The organism is Sphingomonas sp. (genome assembly GCF_041661825.1).
Classification (GTDB): domain Bacteria; phylum Pseudomonadota; class Alphaproteobacteria; order Sphingomonadales; family Sphingomonadaceae; genus Sphingomonas.
In genome coordinates this window covers 434,494-450,551 of the sequence record NZ_JBAZTU010000004.1, presented here as the reverse complement: position 1 = coordinate 450,551, position 16,058 = coordinate 434,494, and the positions used below count along the sequence as shown (strand labels likewise).

The 16,058-nt window shown below is 65.9% G+C and carries 15 protein-coding genes; 7 read left to right on the top strand and 8 right to left on the bottom strand.

All coding sequences use genetic code 11. The features are described 5' to 3' along the window. Positions 1-55 precede the first annotated feature (55 nt). The 5 genes from WC729_RS20660 (at position 56) to WC729_RS20640 (ending at position 6,593) form a co-directional block, all read left to right on the top strand. A complete protein-coding gene (locus WC729_RS20660; protein ID WP_372856310.1) occupies positions 56-547 on the top strand; it encodes a GNAT family N-acetyltransferase in 492 nt (163 codons plus the stop codon). Next, positions 544-1,626, top strand: coding sequence for a phenylalanine--tRNA ligase subunit alpha (gene pheS / locus WC729_RS20655; RefSeq protein WP_372856309.1), 1,083 nt, complete (start codon positions 544-546; stop codon positions 1,624-1,626). The genes WC729_RS20660 and pheS overlap by 4 nt, the downstream gene beginning before the upstream one ends. Beyond that, positions 1,623-3,986 carry a phenylalanine--tRNA ligase subunit beta gene (gene pheT / locus WC729_RS20650; protein ID WP_372856308.1) on the top strand — a complete coding sequence of 788 codons (2,364 nt, stop codon included), beginning with the start codon at positions 1,623-1,625 and terminating at the stop codon, positions 3,984-3,986. The genes pheS and pheT overlap by 4 nt, the downstream gene beginning before the upstream one ends. Positions 3,987-4,128: 142 nt before the next feature. After that, positions 4,129-5,004, top strand: coding sequence for an aldose 1-epimerase family protein (locus WC729_RS20645; protein WP_372856306.1), 876 nt, complete (start codon positions 4,129-4,131; stop codon positions 5,002-5,004). A gap of 17 nt (positions 5,005-5,021) precedes the next feature. Beyond that, a complete protein-coding gene (locus WC729_RS20640; protein ID WP_372856304.1) occupies positions 5,022-6,593 on the top strand; it encodes a peptide chain release factor 3 in 1,572 nt (523 codons plus the stop codon). Between the two features lie 153 nt (positions 6,594-6,746). On the opposite strand, the gene WC729_RS20635 is transcribed toward WC729_RS20640, so the two are convergent. Then, positions 6,747-7,991, bottom strand: coding sequence for a spinster family MFS transporter (locus WC729_RS20635; RefSeq protein ID WP_372856302.1), 1,245 nt, complete (start codon positions 7,989-7,991; stop codon positions 6,747-6,749). 200 nt (positions 7,992-8,191) lie between these two features. After that, the gene (locus WC729_RS20630) at positions 8,192-10,564 is read right to left on the bottom strand and encodes a TonB-dependent receptor (protein WP_372856300.1); all 2,373 of its coding nucleotides are present in this window, start codon (positions 10,562-10,564) and stop codon (positions 8,192-8,194) included. A 124-nt stretch (positions 10,565-10,688) separates the two neighbouring features. On the opposite strand from WC729_RS20630, the gene WC729_RS20625 reads away from it, so the two are divergent. Next, positions 10,689-11,348 carry a TetR/AcrR family transcriptional regulator gene (locus tag WC729_RS20625; RefSeq protein WP_372856298.1) on the top strand — a complete coding sequence of 220 codons (660 nt, stop codon included), beginning with the start codon at positions 10,689-10,691 and terminating at the stop codon, positions 11,346-11,348. 327 nt (positions 11,349-11,675) lie between these two features. On the opposite strand, the gene WC729_RS20620 is transcribed toward WC729_RS20625, so the two are convergent. The 5 genes from WC729_RS20620 to rpmF form a co-directional block, all read right to left on the bottom strand. Then, on the bottom strand, positions 11,676-12,047 hold the full coding sequence (locus WC729_RS20620) for a MerR family transcriptional regulator (protein ID WP_372856296.1): 372 nt from the start codon (positions 12,045-12,047) through the stop codon (positions 11,676-11,678). 7 nt (positions 12,048-12,054) lie between these two features. After that, a complete protein-coding gene (locus tag WC729_RS20615) occupies positions 12,055-12,354 on the bottom strand; it encodes an integration host factor subunit alpha (RefSeq protein ID WP_372856294.1) in 300 nt (99 codons plus the stop codon). A gap of 112 nt (positions 12,355-12,466) precedes the next feature. Beyond that, positions 12,467-13,429 carry a beta-ketoacyl-ACP synthase III gene (locus WC729_RS20610; protein ID WP_372856292.1) on the bottom strand — a complete coding sequence of 321 codons (963 nt, stop codon included), beginning with the start codon at positions 13,427-13,429 and terminating at the stop codon, positions 12,467-12,469. Next, a complete protein-coding gene (gene plsX, locus WC729_RS20605; protein WP_372856290.1) occupies positions 13,426-14,457 on the bottom strand; it encodes a phosphate acyltransferase PlsX in 1,032 nt (343 codons plus the stop codon). The genes WC729_RS20610 and plsX overlap by 4 nt, the downstream gene beginning before the upstream one ends. A gap of 29 nt (positions 14,458-14,486) precedes the next feature. Continuing rightward, positions 14,487-14,666 carry a 50S ribosomal protein L32 gene (gene rpmF, locus WC729_RS20600; protein ID WP_372856288.1) on the bottom strand — a complete coding sequence of 60 codons (180 nt, stop codon included), beginning with the start codon at positions 14,664-14,666 and terminating at the stop codon, positions 14,487-14,489. Between the two features lie 201 nt (positions 14,667-14,867). Here rpmF and WC729_RS20595 point away from each other — a divergent pair, with 201 nt between their 5' ends. Further along, entirely contained in the window at positions 14,868-15,308 is a 441-nt protein-coding gene (locus tag WC729_RS20595; RefSeq protein ID WP_372856286.1) for an MAPEG family protein, read from the top strand. A 47-nt stretch (positions 15,309-15,355) separates the two neighbouring features. Here the strand turns inward: WC729_RS20595 and WC729_RS20590 are convergent, their stop codons facing one another. Next, positions 15,356-16,015 carry an MBL fold metallo-hydrolase gene (locus WC729_RS20590; RefSeq protein WP_372856284.1) on the bottom strand — a complete coding sequence of 220 codons (660 nt, stop codon included), beginning with the start codon at positions 16,013-16,015 and terminating at the stop codon, positions 15,356-15,358. Positions 16,016-16,058: the final 43 nt, after the last annotated feature.

The following is a 16,058-nucleotide window of genomic DNA, read 5'->3' as shown; positions in this document are numbered from 1 at the left end:
AAATTTGGGGCGCGGGTGGTTTTCCACCCGCGCCCTTTTCGTTGGAATCGAGGCTATGATCACGCTGCATCCGATGAGTGACCGCGACTATGCCTGGCTACTCGGCGAGCAATCGCGCGCCGACGGCCTGGTCCAGTGCGAAGGCGGCATCGCCCCGCCCGAGGTCAGCGCCATGCTCCGCGGCGTTACGGCGCAGGTCGCGACGACCACCGACAAGCCGACTGCCTGGCTCATCGCCGAGGGCGATATGGTGGTCGGCATGACCAGCTTCACGAAGCGCGACGAGAACGGCCGCTACGAGATCGGTTACGGCGTCGCGCCGGCGCATGAAGGCCGCGGCGTGATGACGCGGGCGCTTGCCGCCTTGCTGCCGATCCTGCGCGAACACGGACATGCCGGCTTGACCGCCGGGACCAGCGTGGACAATCCGGGCTCGCAGCGCGTGCTCGAAAAGAACGGTTTCGTCCGGACGGGCACGCGCGACGATCCGGAGGACGGCGCGCTCATTCTCTGGGCGATCGACCTTGATACGAAGAGGGCTGCATGACCGATCTCGACCAGTTGCGTGACCATTTGCTCGCTGCCGTGGAAGCGTCGGGCGGGCTCGACGCGCTCGACACGGTGCGCGTTGGCGCGCTGGGCAAGCAGGGCACGATCACCGGCCTGCTCAAGACTTTGGGCGGCATGTCGCCCGAGCAGCGCCTCGTCGAAGGCCCGCGCATCCAGGGACTGCGCGAAGCCGTGACGGCGGCGATCGCCGATAAGAAGGCAGCGCTCGACCGCGCCGATCTCGACGCGCGCCTCGCCCGCGAGACGCTCGACATGACGCTCCCCGCCGACGGCGTCGGTGCGGGCAGCGTCCACCCGGTCAGCCAGGTGATGGACGAGCTGGCGGAGATCTTCGCCGATCTCGGCTTCGCGGTGGCGACCGGCCCCGAGATCGAGGACGACTGGTATAATTTCACCGCGCTCAACATCCCGGAAACTCACCCGGCCCGCGCGATGCACGACACCTTCTACTTCCCGGAAGGCGAGGGCGAGCGGAAGATGTTGCTCCGCACCCACACCTCCCCGGTACAGATCCGCGCGATGCAGGCGGCGGGCGGCAACAAGCCGATCCGCATCATCGCGCCCGGCCGCACCTATCGCTCGGACAGCGACGCCACCCACACCCCGATGTTCCATCAGGTGGAGGGGCTGGTGATCGACAAGGGCATCACCCTCGGCCATCTCAAATGGACGCTCGAGACCTTCCTCAAGGCGTTCTTCGAGCGCGACGATATCGTCCTGCGCCTGCGCCCGAGCTATTTCCCCTTCACCGAGCCCTCGGCCGAGGTCGATGTCGGCTTCAGCCTGGTCAACGGCAAGCGCGTGATCGGCGGCAGTGACGGCTGGATGGAAGTGCTCGGCAGCGGCATGGTCCACCGCACGGTGATCGAGGCCGGCGGCTATGATCCCGACGAGTGGCAGGGCTTCGCCTTCGGCTGCGGCATCGATCGGCTGGCGATGCTCAAATACGGCATGGACGATCTGCGCGCCTTCTTCGACGGCGATATCCGCTGGCTGAAACATTATGGATTCGCGGCACTTGACGTGCCCACGCTGTCGGGGGGAGTCGGCGCATGAAGTTCACCCTGAGCTGGCTCCACGAGCATCTGGAAACCACCGCCGATCTCGACACGATCGTCGAGGCGCTGACTCGCGTCGGCCTAGAGGTCGAGGGCGTGGAGAATCCGGGCGAGAAGCTCGCCGCCTTCAAGGTGGCGAAGGTGCTGACGGCCGCCCCGCATCCCCAGGCCGACAAGCTCCAGGTGCTGACGGTCGATGCCGGCGACGGTCCGCTTCAGGTCGTGTGCGGCGCGCCCAATGCCCGCGCCGGTCTGGTCGGCGTGTTCGGCCTGCCCGGCGCGGTCGTGCCCTCCAACGGCATGGTGCTGAAGGTCGCTGCGATCCGCGGCGTCGAATCGAACGGCATGATGTGCTCGACCCGCGAGCTCGAGCTGGGCGAGGATCATGACGGCATCATCGAGCTGCCGGCCGATGCGCCGATCGGCACGGCCTTCCCGGACTATGCCGGCCTCAATGATCCGGTGATCGACGTCGCCATCACGCCCAACCGCCAGGATTGCATGGGCGTGCGCGGTATCGCGCGCGATCTTGCGGCGGCGGGCCTCGGCACGCTCAAGCCGCTGAAGGTCGATCCCGTGGCGGGCGAAGGCCCTGGCCCGGACGTGCGCACCGACGATACCGACGGTTGCCCCGCCTTTTTCGGCCAGTCGGTTGCCGGCGTCACCAATGGCGAATCGCCCGACTGGATGCGCCGCCGCCTCACCGCGATCGGGCAGAAGTCGATCTCGGCCCTGGTCGACATCACCAACTATGTGTCGGTCGATCTCGGTCGTCCGCTGCACGTCTATGACCAGGCGAAACTCTCGGGCGGCCTCGTCGCCCGACGCGCCAAAGCTGGTGAAACCGTGCTCGCCCTGAACGGCAAGACCTACACGCTCGAAGAGAGCATGACGGTCATCGCCGACGACGCCCATGTCCACGACATTGGCGGCATCATGGGCGGCGAGGAATCGGGCGTATCGGCGGAAACGACCGACGTGCTGATCGAATGCGCGTTCTTCGATCCGGATCATATCGCCCGCACCGGCCAGAAGCTTGGCCTCACCAGCGATGCCCGCGCCCGGTTCGAACGCGGCGTCGATCCGGCGTTCCTGGAAGATGGCCTCGCCATTGCCACCCGGCTGGTGACCGACATTTGCGGCGGCAAGGCCAGCGGCGTCACGCGCGCCGGCACGCCCCCGGTCGCACCGCGCGCAATTGCCTATGACACGAACCGCGCCGAGACGCTGGGCGGCCTCGCCATCGCGGCCGACCGGCAAAAGGCGATCCTCGAAAGCCTCGGCTTCACGGTCGACGGGTCGTGGAACGTCACCGTACCCAGCTGGCGCCGCGACGTGGACGGCTCGGCCGATCTGGTCGAGGAAGTCATCCGCATCGAGGGCATCGACAAGGTGCCGCCGGTCCCGCTCGATCGCGTCCCCGGCGTCGCCACGCCAACGGCCACGCCCGAGCAGAAGCTCGAACGCCGCGCCCGCCGCGCGGCCGCCGCGCGCGGCCTCAACGAGGCAGTGACGTGGAGCTTCCTGTCCGAAGCCGAAGCCGCGCCCTTCGGCGGTGGCGCCTGGAGCCTCGCCAACCCGATCAGCGAAGACCTCAAGGTCATGCGTCCGTCGCTCCTCCCCGGCCTGCTCGCCGCGGCCGAGCGCAATTTGAAGCGCGGCGCGCAGACCGTGCGCCTGTTCGAGATCGGCCGCCGCTATCTCGCAGACAAGGAACGCCCGACGCTCGGTGTCGTCCTCGCCGGCGAGGGCCGCGCGCGCGGCTGGCAGCAGGGCAAGGCCGCCCCGTTCGACGCCTTCGATGCCAAGGCGGAGGCGCTTGCGCTGCTTGCCGCGGCCGGCGCCCCGGTGGAAAATCTCCAGGTGATGGGGGAGGCGGGGGATGCCTGGCATCCCGGCCAGTCCGGCACCCTGCGTCTCGGCCCGAAGACGGTGCTTGCCGTCTTCGGCATGGTCCACCCGCTCACGGCGCGTGCCTTCGATCTCGACGGCCCGGTCGCCGCGGTGGAACTCTATCTCGATGCGATTCCGGGCAAGCGCTCGGCCGGCTTCATGCGCCCGGCCTATGCGCCCCCGGCGCTGCAGGTCGTGCGCCGCGACTTCGCTTTCCTCGTGCCCGCCGAGCTCGGCGCCGATACGCTGCTCCGCGCGGTGAAGGGCGCCGACAAGACGGCAATCACTGGCGTTCGGCTGTTCGACGTCTTCACCGGCGCCGGCGTCGATGAGGGCCAGAAGAGCCTGGCGCTCGAAGTCACGCTCCAGCCCGGCGAGAAGAGCTTCACGGACGAGGAACTGAAGGCCGTCGCCGACAAGGTCGTGGCGGCGGCGGCGAAGCTGGGGGCGAGCCTGCGGGGCTGACCGAGATCCTGTCTAAAACCCAGCCGTCACCCCGGGCTTGTCCCGGGGTCCACCGGGCCGCACAACAAACGCCGATGGTCATGCGGATCGGTGGATGCCGGAACAAGTCCGGCATGACGGCGGTGTGAATCGGGAGATGTACGTGACCGACCTGATCGAAATCGCCTCCTCGGGTCTCTCCGCCGCGATCAACCCGTTCGGCGCCGAACTTACCCATCTCCGCGACGCCGACGGTCGCGAGCTGATGACCGATGCCGATCCGGCCTTCTGGACTGGCCATGCCCCGATCCTCTTCCCGATCGTCGGCCGCCTGAACAACGATATCCTCCGCATCGACAGCACCGACTATCCGATGAAGCAACACGGCTTCGCCCGACGCATGCCCTTCACGGTGACTGTGCAGGAACCGGACCGCGCCGTCTTCCGCCTCACCGACAGCGAAGAAACCTGCGCCGCCTATCCCTTCGCTTTCGCGCTCGATCTCGCCTTCCACATCCATGGAACGACGCTCGACATCGAGGCGCGGATCGAAAATCGCGGCGCCACCGCCATGCCCGCCAGCTTCGGCTGGCACCCGGCCTTTGCCTGGCCCTTGCCCTATGGCGCGGTGCGCGAAGACCATCGCATCCTGTTCGAGACCGACGAGCCGGATCCGCTCAAACAGATCGTCCCCGGCGGTCTGATCGGCGCCACGCCGCGCCCGTCGCCGCTCGTCGGCCGCACCCTGCATCTGCGCGACGATCTCTTCACGAACGATGCGCTGATCTGGGACCCTGTCCGTTCCCGCCACGTTATCTATGGCGCGCCGACGGGTCCGCAACTCGACATCGCCTTCCCGGATACATCGAAGCTCGGCATCTGGACCAGGCCCGGCGCCCACTTCATCTGCATTGAGCCGTGGCACGGTATCGCCGACCCCGCAGGCTATACCGGCGCGTTCCGCGACAAACCCGGCGTGTTCGAGATTGCCCCTGGTGGCACCTGGAAATGCGCACTGGACGTGACGTTGCGCCCCTGAACCGCTAGGGGCGCCCCATGACTGGAATTTCCGACCGCCGCACCTTCGCGATCATCTCGCATCCCGACGCGGGCAAGACGACGCTTACCGAAAAGCTGCTCTATTTCGGCGGCGCGATCCATCTCGCCGGCGAAGTGAAGGCGCGAGGGGCAAACCGGCGCGCGCGGTCGGACTGGATGAAGATCGAGCAACAGCGCGGCATCTCGGTCACCTCCTCGGTGATGACCTTCGAAAAGGACGGGCTGACCTTCAACCTGCTCGACACGCCGGGCCATGAGGACTTTTCGGAAGACACCTATCGCACGCTGACCGCGGTCGATTCGGCGGTGATGGTGATCGACGCGGCGCGCGGCATCGAGGCGCAGACCCGGAAATTGTTCGAGGTCTGCCGCCTGCGCTCCGTGCCGATCATCACCTTCGTCAACAAGGTCGACCGCGAAGGCCGCGATCCGTTCGAGCTGCTCGACGAGGTCGCCGACATCCTGCAGCTCGACGTGTGCCCGATGAGCTGGCCGGTCGGCATGGGCAGCGATTTCGAGGGCGTGTACGATCTCTACGCCAACACGCTGAGCCAGCCCGAAGGCCCTTCGCGCGAATATATGGGCAAGCCGCTGCGCTTCACCGGTCTCGACGATCCGGCCCTGGCCAAGGTCCTGTCCGAGGATGGTCTGAAGAAACTGCGCGAGGAGGCGGAACTGGCGCAGGGCGGCTATTCCACCTTCGATCCGGCGGCTTATCGGCACGGGGATCTGACGCCGATCTATTTCGGCTCGGCGCTGAAGGATTTCGGCGTGGCGGAACTGATCGGTGCGCTCGGCCAGCACGCGCCGGGCCCGCGCCCGCAGCCGGCCGAACCCGAAGCAATTGCCCCGGACTATGCGGAAGTCACTGGCTTCGTGTTCAAGGTCCAGGCCAATATGGACCCGAACCATCGCGACCGCATCGCCTTCATGCGGCTCTGCTCGGGCATTTTCAAACGCGGCATGAAGCTCACCCCGACCGGCCACGGCAAGCCGATCGCGATCCATTCGCCGATCCTGTTCTTCGCGCAGAACCGCGAGCTCGCCGATGAGGCGTTCCCGGGCGACATCATCGGCATTCCCAATCACGGCACGTTGCGGGTCGGGGATACGCTCAGCGAAAAGGCGACGATCCGCTTCACCGGCCTGCCGAACTTCGCCCCCGAAATCCTCCGCCGCGTCGCGCTGAAGGATCCGACCAAGACCAAACAGCTGCGCAAGGCGCTCGACGACATGGCGGAAGAGGGCGTGACTCAGGTCTTCTATCCGGAGATCGGCTCCAACTGGATCATCGGCGTGGTCGGCCAGCTCCAGCTCGAAGTGCTGCTGTCGCGGCTCGATGCCGAGTACAAGGTCGATGCCGGGCTGGAGATGGCCCCCTTCGATACCGCCCGCTGGGTCTCGGCCGAAAATCCCGCGGACCTCAAGGCGTTCATGGACCTCAACCGCTCCTCCATGGCCAAAGACCGCGACGGCAACCCGGTCTATATGGCGAAGACGGCCTGGGACGTCGGCTATGTCGCGGACCGCTACCCCAAGGTGAAATTCGCCGCGACAAGGGAGCGTTGATCTCCCCTCCCTGAAAGGGAGGGGCAGGGGGTGGGGGCGCGCGTCTGCGCGCCCTCAAAAGAATCGTCTCACCAGGACCCGAAGCGTTGGTCGAGGCATCGAGCCTCGCCCAACGCTGACCCACCCCTGGCCCCTCCCTTTCAGGGAGGGGAATCAGTCCACCCAATCCTTCCGCAGCGGCTTGGCCGCCAGCCACATCAACACCGCCGCCACCAGATACAGCACCAGCCCGATCAGCATCGAATAGCGCAACGCCTCGTCGCCAAGCCGCTTCGTCAGCCCGTCGGACAAAGCCCCCAGCGCAAAGCTCCCCGCGCCAAGCCCGATCAGATTGTTGATGAACAGGAAACTCGCCGAAGCCGTCGCCCGCATATGCGGCGGCACGAGATGCTGGACGGCCGTGATCACCGGCGCCAGCCAGACATAGGCCAGCGCTTGCGGCACCAGGAAGAACAGGAAGGCTGCCGTCACCGAGGACGACAGGATGCCCGCCGCGAACAGCGGCACCGCGATGACGAAGGCGATGGCCGGCGCCCGCGCATAGGCCGCCCGGTCCTTCGTCCCGAACCGATCCCCGATAAAGCCGCCCAACAGCACGCCCGGCACCCCGCCGAGCAACAGGATCGCGCCGTAGAAATAGGACACGTCCTGCAGCTCGAGATGAAAGCTCCGCTTGAGCAGCGAGGGCAGCCAGAAGGCGAGGCCATAACCGAGCATCGAGCTGGCCGAGGCCCCAAAGGCCAGCAGCCAGAAGCTTGGCTTGCGCGCCAGGATCGCAAAGACGCGCCGCACCGGCTCGGTCGCGGCAAGGGTGCGGTCGCGCACCGGCTCGCGCACGATCAGGCGGAACAGCGGCGCGATCGCCACGCCCGCCAGGCCGACCACGATGAATGCCGCGCGCCAGTCGACCGTGGTCGCAATATAGCCGCCCAGCAGCACCCCCGCCGCCGATCCCAGCGGAATGCCCAGCGAATAGACCGCCAGCGCCCGCGCCCGGCTTTCGGGCGGGAAGGTATCGGCGATCACCGCATAGGAAGGCGCGACGCCGCCCGCCTCGCCCACGCCGACGCCCAGCCGCGCCCCAAACAATTGCGCGAAATTCCCCGCCCAGCCGCACAGCGCAGTGAAGCCGCTCCATACAGCCAGGCTGATCGTGATGGTCCAGGTGCGGCTGGTCCGGTCGGCGATCCACGCCAGCGGGATCGCCAGGGTCGAATAGAGCAGGGCAAAGGCCAGCCCGCCCAGCACGCCGAGCTGGGTGTCGGTAAGGCTGAGCTCAGCCTTGATCGCCGGCACAAGGATACTGAAGATCTGCCGGTCGACGAAGTTGAAGGTGTAGACGAGCAGCAGCATCGCCAGCGCCAGCGTGCGATATCCCCGGGAATCGGTCTCGGTCATATGCGCCCTTCATCAATCTAGTCGTCGTCACCCCGGATGTGTTCCGGGGGCCACTGAGCCGCGAGACCAGCTGCCGATGCTCCTGCGGAACGGTGGATGCCGGAACAAGTCCGGCATGACGGATATTTCCCCACCGTCTCGTCAAACAAGAAACCGGGCACTCCTCGTCGGCGCGCCCGGTCTCATCTTTTCCATTTCGTTCAGAACTTTACGGCCAGAGTCCCGAAGACCTGCCGCGGATTCCCGTAGAACGCCGTGGCGATACCTTCCTTGCCCAGGGTCGGCACATAGGGGCCGTTCGGCACCGCCACGTTGAGCAGGTTGATCGGGTTGCCCGCAATGTCGGTGCGGATATATTGGTACCCTGCCGTCTTGTAGTGCTTGTTGGTCAGATTCTTGCCGTGGATGCCAATCGAATAGCGCCCGTCGCCGAAGCTGTAGGTCAGATGCGCATCCCACAAGGTATAGGCCGGCTGGTCGAGGAATGGGCTGGCCGTCTCGAACTGGTGCGTCAGGCTGCGATAGGAGACCACGGTCGAGGCGTTGACCGTGCCCGAGCCGACCGGAACATTGGTGCCGAGCGTACCTGACAGCGTCCAGTCCGGCGTGTTCTGGAACACGCGCTGCTTGGCGACGTCGGAGCCGGTCGGGCCAATGAAAGTCTTGTACTTGGCGTCCATATAGCCGAGCGTGCCGGCGAAATAGATCGACGATCCAGACCCGGCAAAGTCGCGCGCCAGGGTCGCATTGGTCTCCAGCTCGATACCCTTGATCGTCGCCTTGGCCGCATTGGTGGTGATGCCGCAGAAGGACTGGACGCCGCTGATCAAGCAGCCGACCGAGCCTGGCACCTGCACGTTGCTGTAGTCGGAATAGAAGCCGTCGAGCGCCCAGGTCAGGCGCCGGTCGAACGCTGCGCCCTTCCAGCCGATCTCATAGGTTTTCACGACCTCGGGGTCGAACGAGAGGTAGTTATAGATATCTTGATATGTGCGCGTGGCGCCCGGGGCCGGGTTGCTGATCGGCGCCGAGGTACCGGAGCCGCGCGGATCGAAGCCGCCGCCCTTGAAGCCCTCCGAATAGGACGCATAGAGCATATGGCCCTCGACCGGCTTGAAGCTGAGCGAGGCGCGCGGCGTGAAACGCTTGAAGTTCGCGACGCCGCGGAAATCGGTCGAGGGGGGTGTACCGAGGAACGGCACAGGGCTGCCGCCGAATTCAGATGACAGGCCGATATAATTCGCCTTGAAAATATAGGAACTGCGTTGATCCCAAGTGTAGCGCCCGCCCAGCGATAGACTGATCTGCGGCGTGAAATCATAGGTGAAATCACCATAAATCGAGCTGGTCTCCGTCCGCACGTCCCCTGCGGTGTAGCTGTTGAGACCGGGCACCGTCGTCGAAAGCAACACGTCGAAGCCGGTCGAAGCCTTGGCGCCGAGATAATAATAGCCGATCAGGCCGTTCAGCTTCTCGCTCTTGTAATGGAGCTGGAATTCCTGGCTGGTCTGCTCGTTGCGATACACCGCCGGCACATCGACATCGACCGCGGGCAGCGCATCGAAATCGATCGGCGTGAACGACCGGTCCTTGCGCCAGGCGCTGATGCTGCGCAGCGTCAGATGGTCGGTCAGGTCGGCGGTCACCGACATGGAAAGGCCGCCGGCCTCGATGTCGTTCTTCGGATTGTTCAGCCCGGCGCGCGTATCATAGACGTTCGCTTGCACCGGTGCGCCGGAGGCGATGCCCGGGATCAGGCGATAACCGTTGCGCGCATTCGACTTGTCGTGCGTGTAATCGCCGGTGATCCGGACGAACAGGCGCGAATCCGGCGAGTTGAACTCAACCGTGCCGCGCCCGGCCCAGATATCCTTGTTGTAATTGTCGATGTTCAGATTGGTGTTCTGCCCGAAGCCGCCGCGCGACAACCGCGCGCCCGACACGCCGACTTTCACCATGTCGCCGATCGGGCTGGAGACGCTGACGATCCCGTCGGCCTGGTCATAGGAGCCATAGGTGGCCTTCAGGCTCGCCTCGAAATGATCGGGCAGCTTCTTGGTCACATATTTCACTGCGCCGCCGATCGTGTTGCGGCCGTACAACGTGCCCTGCGGCCCGCGCAGGATTTCGATCCGGTCGACATCATAGATGTCGAGCACCGCTGCCTGGGGCCGGTTGAGATACACATCGTCGAGATAGATGCCGATGCCTGCCTCGAAGCCCGGGACCGGATCCTGCTGGCCCACGCCGCGGATGAAGGCGGCGAGCGTCGAATTGGTGCCGCGCGCGTCCTTCAGGGTCGTGTTGGGGGTGATGTTCTGCAGATCGGTCAGGTCGAGCGCGCCGTTACGCTCGAGCTTCGCTGCCGAGAACGCGGTCACCGCAACCGGCACGTTGAGCAGGGTTTCCTCGCGGCGGCGGGCAGTGACGACGATGTCGCCATCGTCGGCGGGCGCTTCGGCTGCCTGGCTCTGGTCGGCCGGCGCGTCCTGCGCCATCACGGGCGCGGCCGTCAGCGCGGCGATCGCGGCGCCGGCGTTGAGCAGCGTGCGCATGGAATAAAGGCGTGTCATGAAGATCTCCCCTCCTGCGGCGCCGCTTGCATGCGCCCGGTCTCATACCGGGTTGTGCGCCAGTCGAAGGCGCTATACTGAAACATGAACCAGGTTTCAACTTGGGAATGGGAGGGAGCCGCAAATGGCGGGTGAGCGTGTCCAACCGGCAACGGTTACCGGGCTTTCAAGAGGCGATACGGCGCTGGCCGCGAGCGAGGGCAAGGCGCCGCGCACCGAGCGCGGGCGCAAGACCTTGCGCTCGATCCTCGACGCCGCCGCGACCGAGTTCGGCGAGAAGGGGTTCCACGAGGCATCGGTCAGCGGCATCACGCGCCGCGCGGGCGTCGCACTGGGCAGCTTCTACACCTATTTCGATTCGAAGGATGCGGTGTTCCGTGCGCTGGTCCGCGACATGTCGGATCAGGTGCGCGACCATGTCGCCCCGGCGATCCGTGCCGCGCCCGATCAGATCGCCGCCGAGCGCGCGGGCCTGCGCGAGTTCATTGCCTTTGTGCGCGGCCACAAGGAGATTTACCGGATCATCGACGAATCCGAATTCGTCGATCCGGAAAGCTTCCGCCTCCATTATGCCGTCACCGCGGACCGAATCGCTGCCCGGCTCAAGGCGGGTGCGGCCCGTGGCGAGATCCGCGCCGACGTCTCGGAAGTCCATGCCTGGGCGATCATGGGCATGAACGTGTTCCTCGGCCTGCGCTACGGCGTGTGGGAGGACGATGCCTCGCCCGATCAGGTCGCCGACACGATCGCAGAGATGCTCGCCCGGGGCATCGGCACGCGCTGACCGGAACGGAGCGCCGTTGCCTGGGGCGCCTCTCGATTCAATCTCGTGGCGCATCATGGCAGCGAGCAGCGGTCGGGATTCCAGCCGGAAGCCCGATCCGCTTTTTCTCATTGTCGGATTTGTTGGACGGTTTTCGGCGCAATGCGCGCGAAATAACCGGTCTTTTTCCGCTGTTTTGGCCCGTTTTTTCCGCTGTTATCCGATAACAGGGAAAACGGGCTCAACTCCTTGAGAAACCACACCGAATTCGGGCCGAAAATCCAACATAACAGCGGAAAGAAAAAATACCGCCATTATTGCGAGTCGTGTTGGACCGAACGGACCAGGTCAGGCGCGGCTCGAATCGTCCGCCAGCGCCTCGGCAAGCGAATCGCGTACCTTGCGAATTGCGCCGATGTCGGCCCTACCGGCGGCCCGGGGCGCCGCCTGATTCATCGGCACGCGCTTGCGTTCGTCCGACAGCAGCTTCTGCACGCCGCGGATGGTATAGCCCTCATGGTTGAGCAGGCTGTTGATCCGCGCCACCAGCGCGACGTCCTCGGGCCGGTAATAGCGCCGCTTGCCGGCACGCTGCAGCGGCCGGAGCTGGGGAAAGCGCGTTTCCCAGTATCGCAGGATATGTTGGGGCAGCCCGGTTTCGCGGGAAAGCTCGCCGATCGTCCGGAATGCGCCAGCCGCCTTGTCGGGCACGCCGGCCATGATGGGGTCAGCCCGCGCTGACGATGCGGTCGCGCATCATTTGACTGGCGCGGAATGTCAGCACACGGCGCGGCGCGATCGGCACCTCGACGCCTGTCTTCGGATTGCGCCCGACGCGCTCGCCCTTGTCGCGCAGCACGAAGGTCCCGAAGCCGGAGATCTTGACGTTCTCGCCCTTGGACAGTGCCTCGCACATATGGTCCAGAATCTGCTCGACCAGCTTCGACGAATCCGCGCGCGACAGCCCCACCTGATGGTGCAGTGCCTCGGCCAGATCAGCCCTTGTCAACGTCCCCACAGGTGCCATCCGCTACCCTCCCCCGAGTGGTAAGAACTGAACCTAACACAATGATGGAGCGGACTGAAAGACATTTGTTACACTGTGAGAACGGCGCAAGAACGTTGCCCGATCCTATAGGCTATAGCCGGACGACGGCTGCACCCCAGGTGAAGCCGCCGCCCATCGCTTCGAGCACGATCAGCTGGCCCGGCTTGATCCGCCCGTCCCGCACCGCAGTGTCGAGCGCGAGCGGCACTGACGCCGCCGATGTGTTGGCGTGCTGGTCGACGGTGACGACAACCTGTGCCGGGTCGAGCCCGAGCTTGCGCGCGGTCGCATCGAGGATCCGGGCATTGGCCTGGTGCGGCACGACCCAGTCGACATCGTCCGAATCGAGCCCGGCCGCGGCCAGCGTCTCGGTCATCACCGCGGCCAGATTGACCACCGCATGACGGAACACCTCGCGCCCCTTCATCCGCACCTTGCCGACGGTGCCGGTGGTGGAAGGGCCGCCATCGACATAGAGCAGCTCGTTATGGCGCCCATCGGCATGCAGCCGCGTCGCCAGGATACCGCGCTCGCCATTGCCCTCTTCGCCTTCGAGCACGATCGCGCCCGCGCCGTCGCCGAACAGCACGCAGGTGGTGCGATCCTCCCAGTCGAGGATCCGGCTGAACGTCTCGGCGCCGATCACCAGCGCGCGGTGGTGTGCGCCGGCGCGGATCATGCTGTCGGCGACCTGCACCGCATAGAGGAAGCCGGAACAGACCGCGGCGACGTCGAACGCCACGCAGTCGTTGATGCCCAGCATCGCCTGGACCTTGGTCGCGGTCGCCGGGAAGGTCTGGTCGGGCGTCGCCGTCGCCAGCACGATCAGGTCGATTTCCTGCGCGGTGCGGCCCGCGGCGGCCAGCGCCGCCTTGCAGGCATCGGCGGCCAGCGTGCCGGTCGTCTCGTCCGGGCCGGCGATATGGCGGAAGCGGATGCCGGTACGCTCGACGATCCACTCGTCCGACGTATCCACGGTCTCGGCCAGTTCGGCGTTCGATACGCGGTGGACCGGCAGCGCGGAGCCGGTGCCGGTGATGATCGATCGAATCACGCTGCCTTTGCCTCGAAATTCCCCAGGTCTTCGCTGATGCGCCGGGTCAGGTCGTCGCGCACCATCTTGGCGGCCGCGGCGATCGCGGTCGCGACGCCCACTTCATTGGCGCCGCCATGGCTCTTCACGACGATGCCGTTCAGGCCCAGGAAGACAGCGCCATTGTGATTGTTCGGGTCGAGATGGTGGCGCAGCAGATCGGTCGCCGGCCTGGAGATCAGGAAACCGACCTTCGACCGGATCGAGCTGCGAAAGGCGCGCTTGAGCAGGTCGGCGACGAAGCGGGCAGTGCCCTCCGCCGTCTTCAGCGCGATGTTACCGGAAAAGCCGTCGCAGACGATCACGTCGACGTCGCCGCGCGACAGCCGGTCGCCTTCGATGAAGCCGGTGAAGGTCATCGGCAGGTGAGTCGCGGCGCGGAGCGCCTGGGCGGCGTCGCGGATCTCTTCGGTGCCCTTCTGGTCCTCGCTGCCGATATTGAGCAGCGCGACGCGGGGCGATTCGAGATCGAGATTGGTGCGCGCATAAGCGGCGCCCATCACGGCGAACTGGACGAGATTGCGCGCATCGCATTCGGTGTTGGCGCCAAGGTCGAGCACGACGACGTCGTTCTCGCCGAGCGTCGGCAGCATCGCGGCGAGCGCGGGGCGGTCGATGCCGGGCAGCATGCGCAGCGACAGCTTGGCCATCGCCATCAGCGCGCCCGTATTGCCGGAAGAGACAGCGGCGGCGGCACGGCCCTGCTTCACCATGTCGATGGCGATGCCCATCGACGTTGTCTTGGCACGGCGCATCGCCTGGCTCGGCTTGTCGCTCGATCCGACGACCTCGGGGGCGTGGACGATCTCGCTATGCGCGGTCAGGTTGGGATGGGTCTTCAGACCCTCGCGAATCTGCGCTTCGTCCCCGACCAGGATGAAGCGCATCTCCTCGAAGCGGCGGCGCGCACGCGCGACGCCGGCCAGCATCACGGCCAATCCTTCGTCGCCGCCCATCGCATCGACGGCGATCCGGGAGCTATTCGACACGCGGCTGGCCCCCCGTTGGACTGTGTGGCTCAGCCTTCGGCCGAGACGATCTCGCGGCCATTATAATGGCCGCACGATCCGCACAGGTTATGCGGGCGCTTGAGTTCGCCGCAGTTCGGGCACTCCTGATAGGAGTCGATGCTCAGCGAGTCGTGGCTGCGGCGCATGCCGCGCTTGGACGGCGAAGTCTTTCTCTTGGGGACGGCCATTTCGGCGAAACCTTGTCTTATCTGGGTCAATAGCGCGGTACGCCCGGACGGACGCCAGCGCAACCGACGCTTCCGTCAGCCGCGGTAGGCACCTGCGGCCGGACGCATCGCGAAGCGTGCGCCTATAGCGATTCGAGCGAACGTTGCAAGCATGGCGAAGGACTGGCACGCTCGCGCGCACTATAAAGGGGGAGAGACACGATGAATCCGATCATGCTGCCGATCACACTCACGACCGCGGGGGCCACCGCGCTGATCGCCCTGTGGCTCGCACTTCGCACCGGCGGCGTTCGGCAAAAGGCCAAGGTCAGCATCGGCGACGGCGGTGATGCAGCGCTGATCTGTCGCATGCGCGCCCAGGCGAACTTCACGGAATACGCCCCCTTCATCCTGATCCTGATCGCGCTGATCGAATTCACCGCCGGCACCTCGACCTGGCTCTGGGTGGCAAGCGTCGCTTTCCTCGTCGCGCGTATCCTGCATCCGCTCGGCATGGACGGCATGAAGCTCGGCCGCTCGATCGGGACCGGGGTCACCTTCCTCCTGCTGATCGGCCTTGGCCTCTATGCGATCAGCCTGCCGCTGATCGCCAAGCATGATGCGAAACCGACGGTGATCGAGACGGTCCCGGCCGCGGGATGAGTCCGCCTTCTCAAACCCCTCTCCTGAAGGGGAGGAGCAGGGTGCAGCTAAGCGGCCATCGCCCGATCGCTCACGAACATATTATGCTGCCGCTCATGCGCGAAGTTGCTGGGTGGGCCGTGCCCGGGGATGAAGGCCGTGTCGCTGCCGAGCGGCCATAATTTCTCGACGATCGACCGCAACAGGTCCTGATGGTTGCCGAGCGGGAAGTCGGTGCGCCCGACCGATCCCTGGAACAGCACGTCGCCGACCAGCGCCAGCTTCGAGGGCGCGTGATGGAAGATCACATGGCCCGGCGTGTGGCCGGGCGTGTGATAGACGTCCAGCGTCAGGTCGCCGACCGTGACGGTGTCGCCCTCGACCAGCCAGCGGTCGGGTTCGAACACCACGCCGCGGATGCCGTAATTCTTCCCGTCCTCGTCGAGTCGCGCGATCCAGAAGCGGTCGGCCTCGTGCGGCCCCTCGATCGGCACGCCATACTCCTCGGCCAGCGGCTTGGCCTCGCCGCAATGGTCGATATGGCCGTGCGTCAGGATGATCTTCTCGATCGTCACATTGTGCTGAGTCGCGGCGGCGCGCAGCTTGTGCAGGTCCCCGCCCGGATCGACGAACGCGCCGCGCATCGTCGCGGTACACCAGATCAGCGAGCAGTTCTGCTGGAGCGGCGTTACGGGCACGATCGCCGCGCGAAGGGGAGGGAGAGCCATGGCGATGAGGTAAGCGCCACCACGCTCGCGGGCAAGCGTGGGC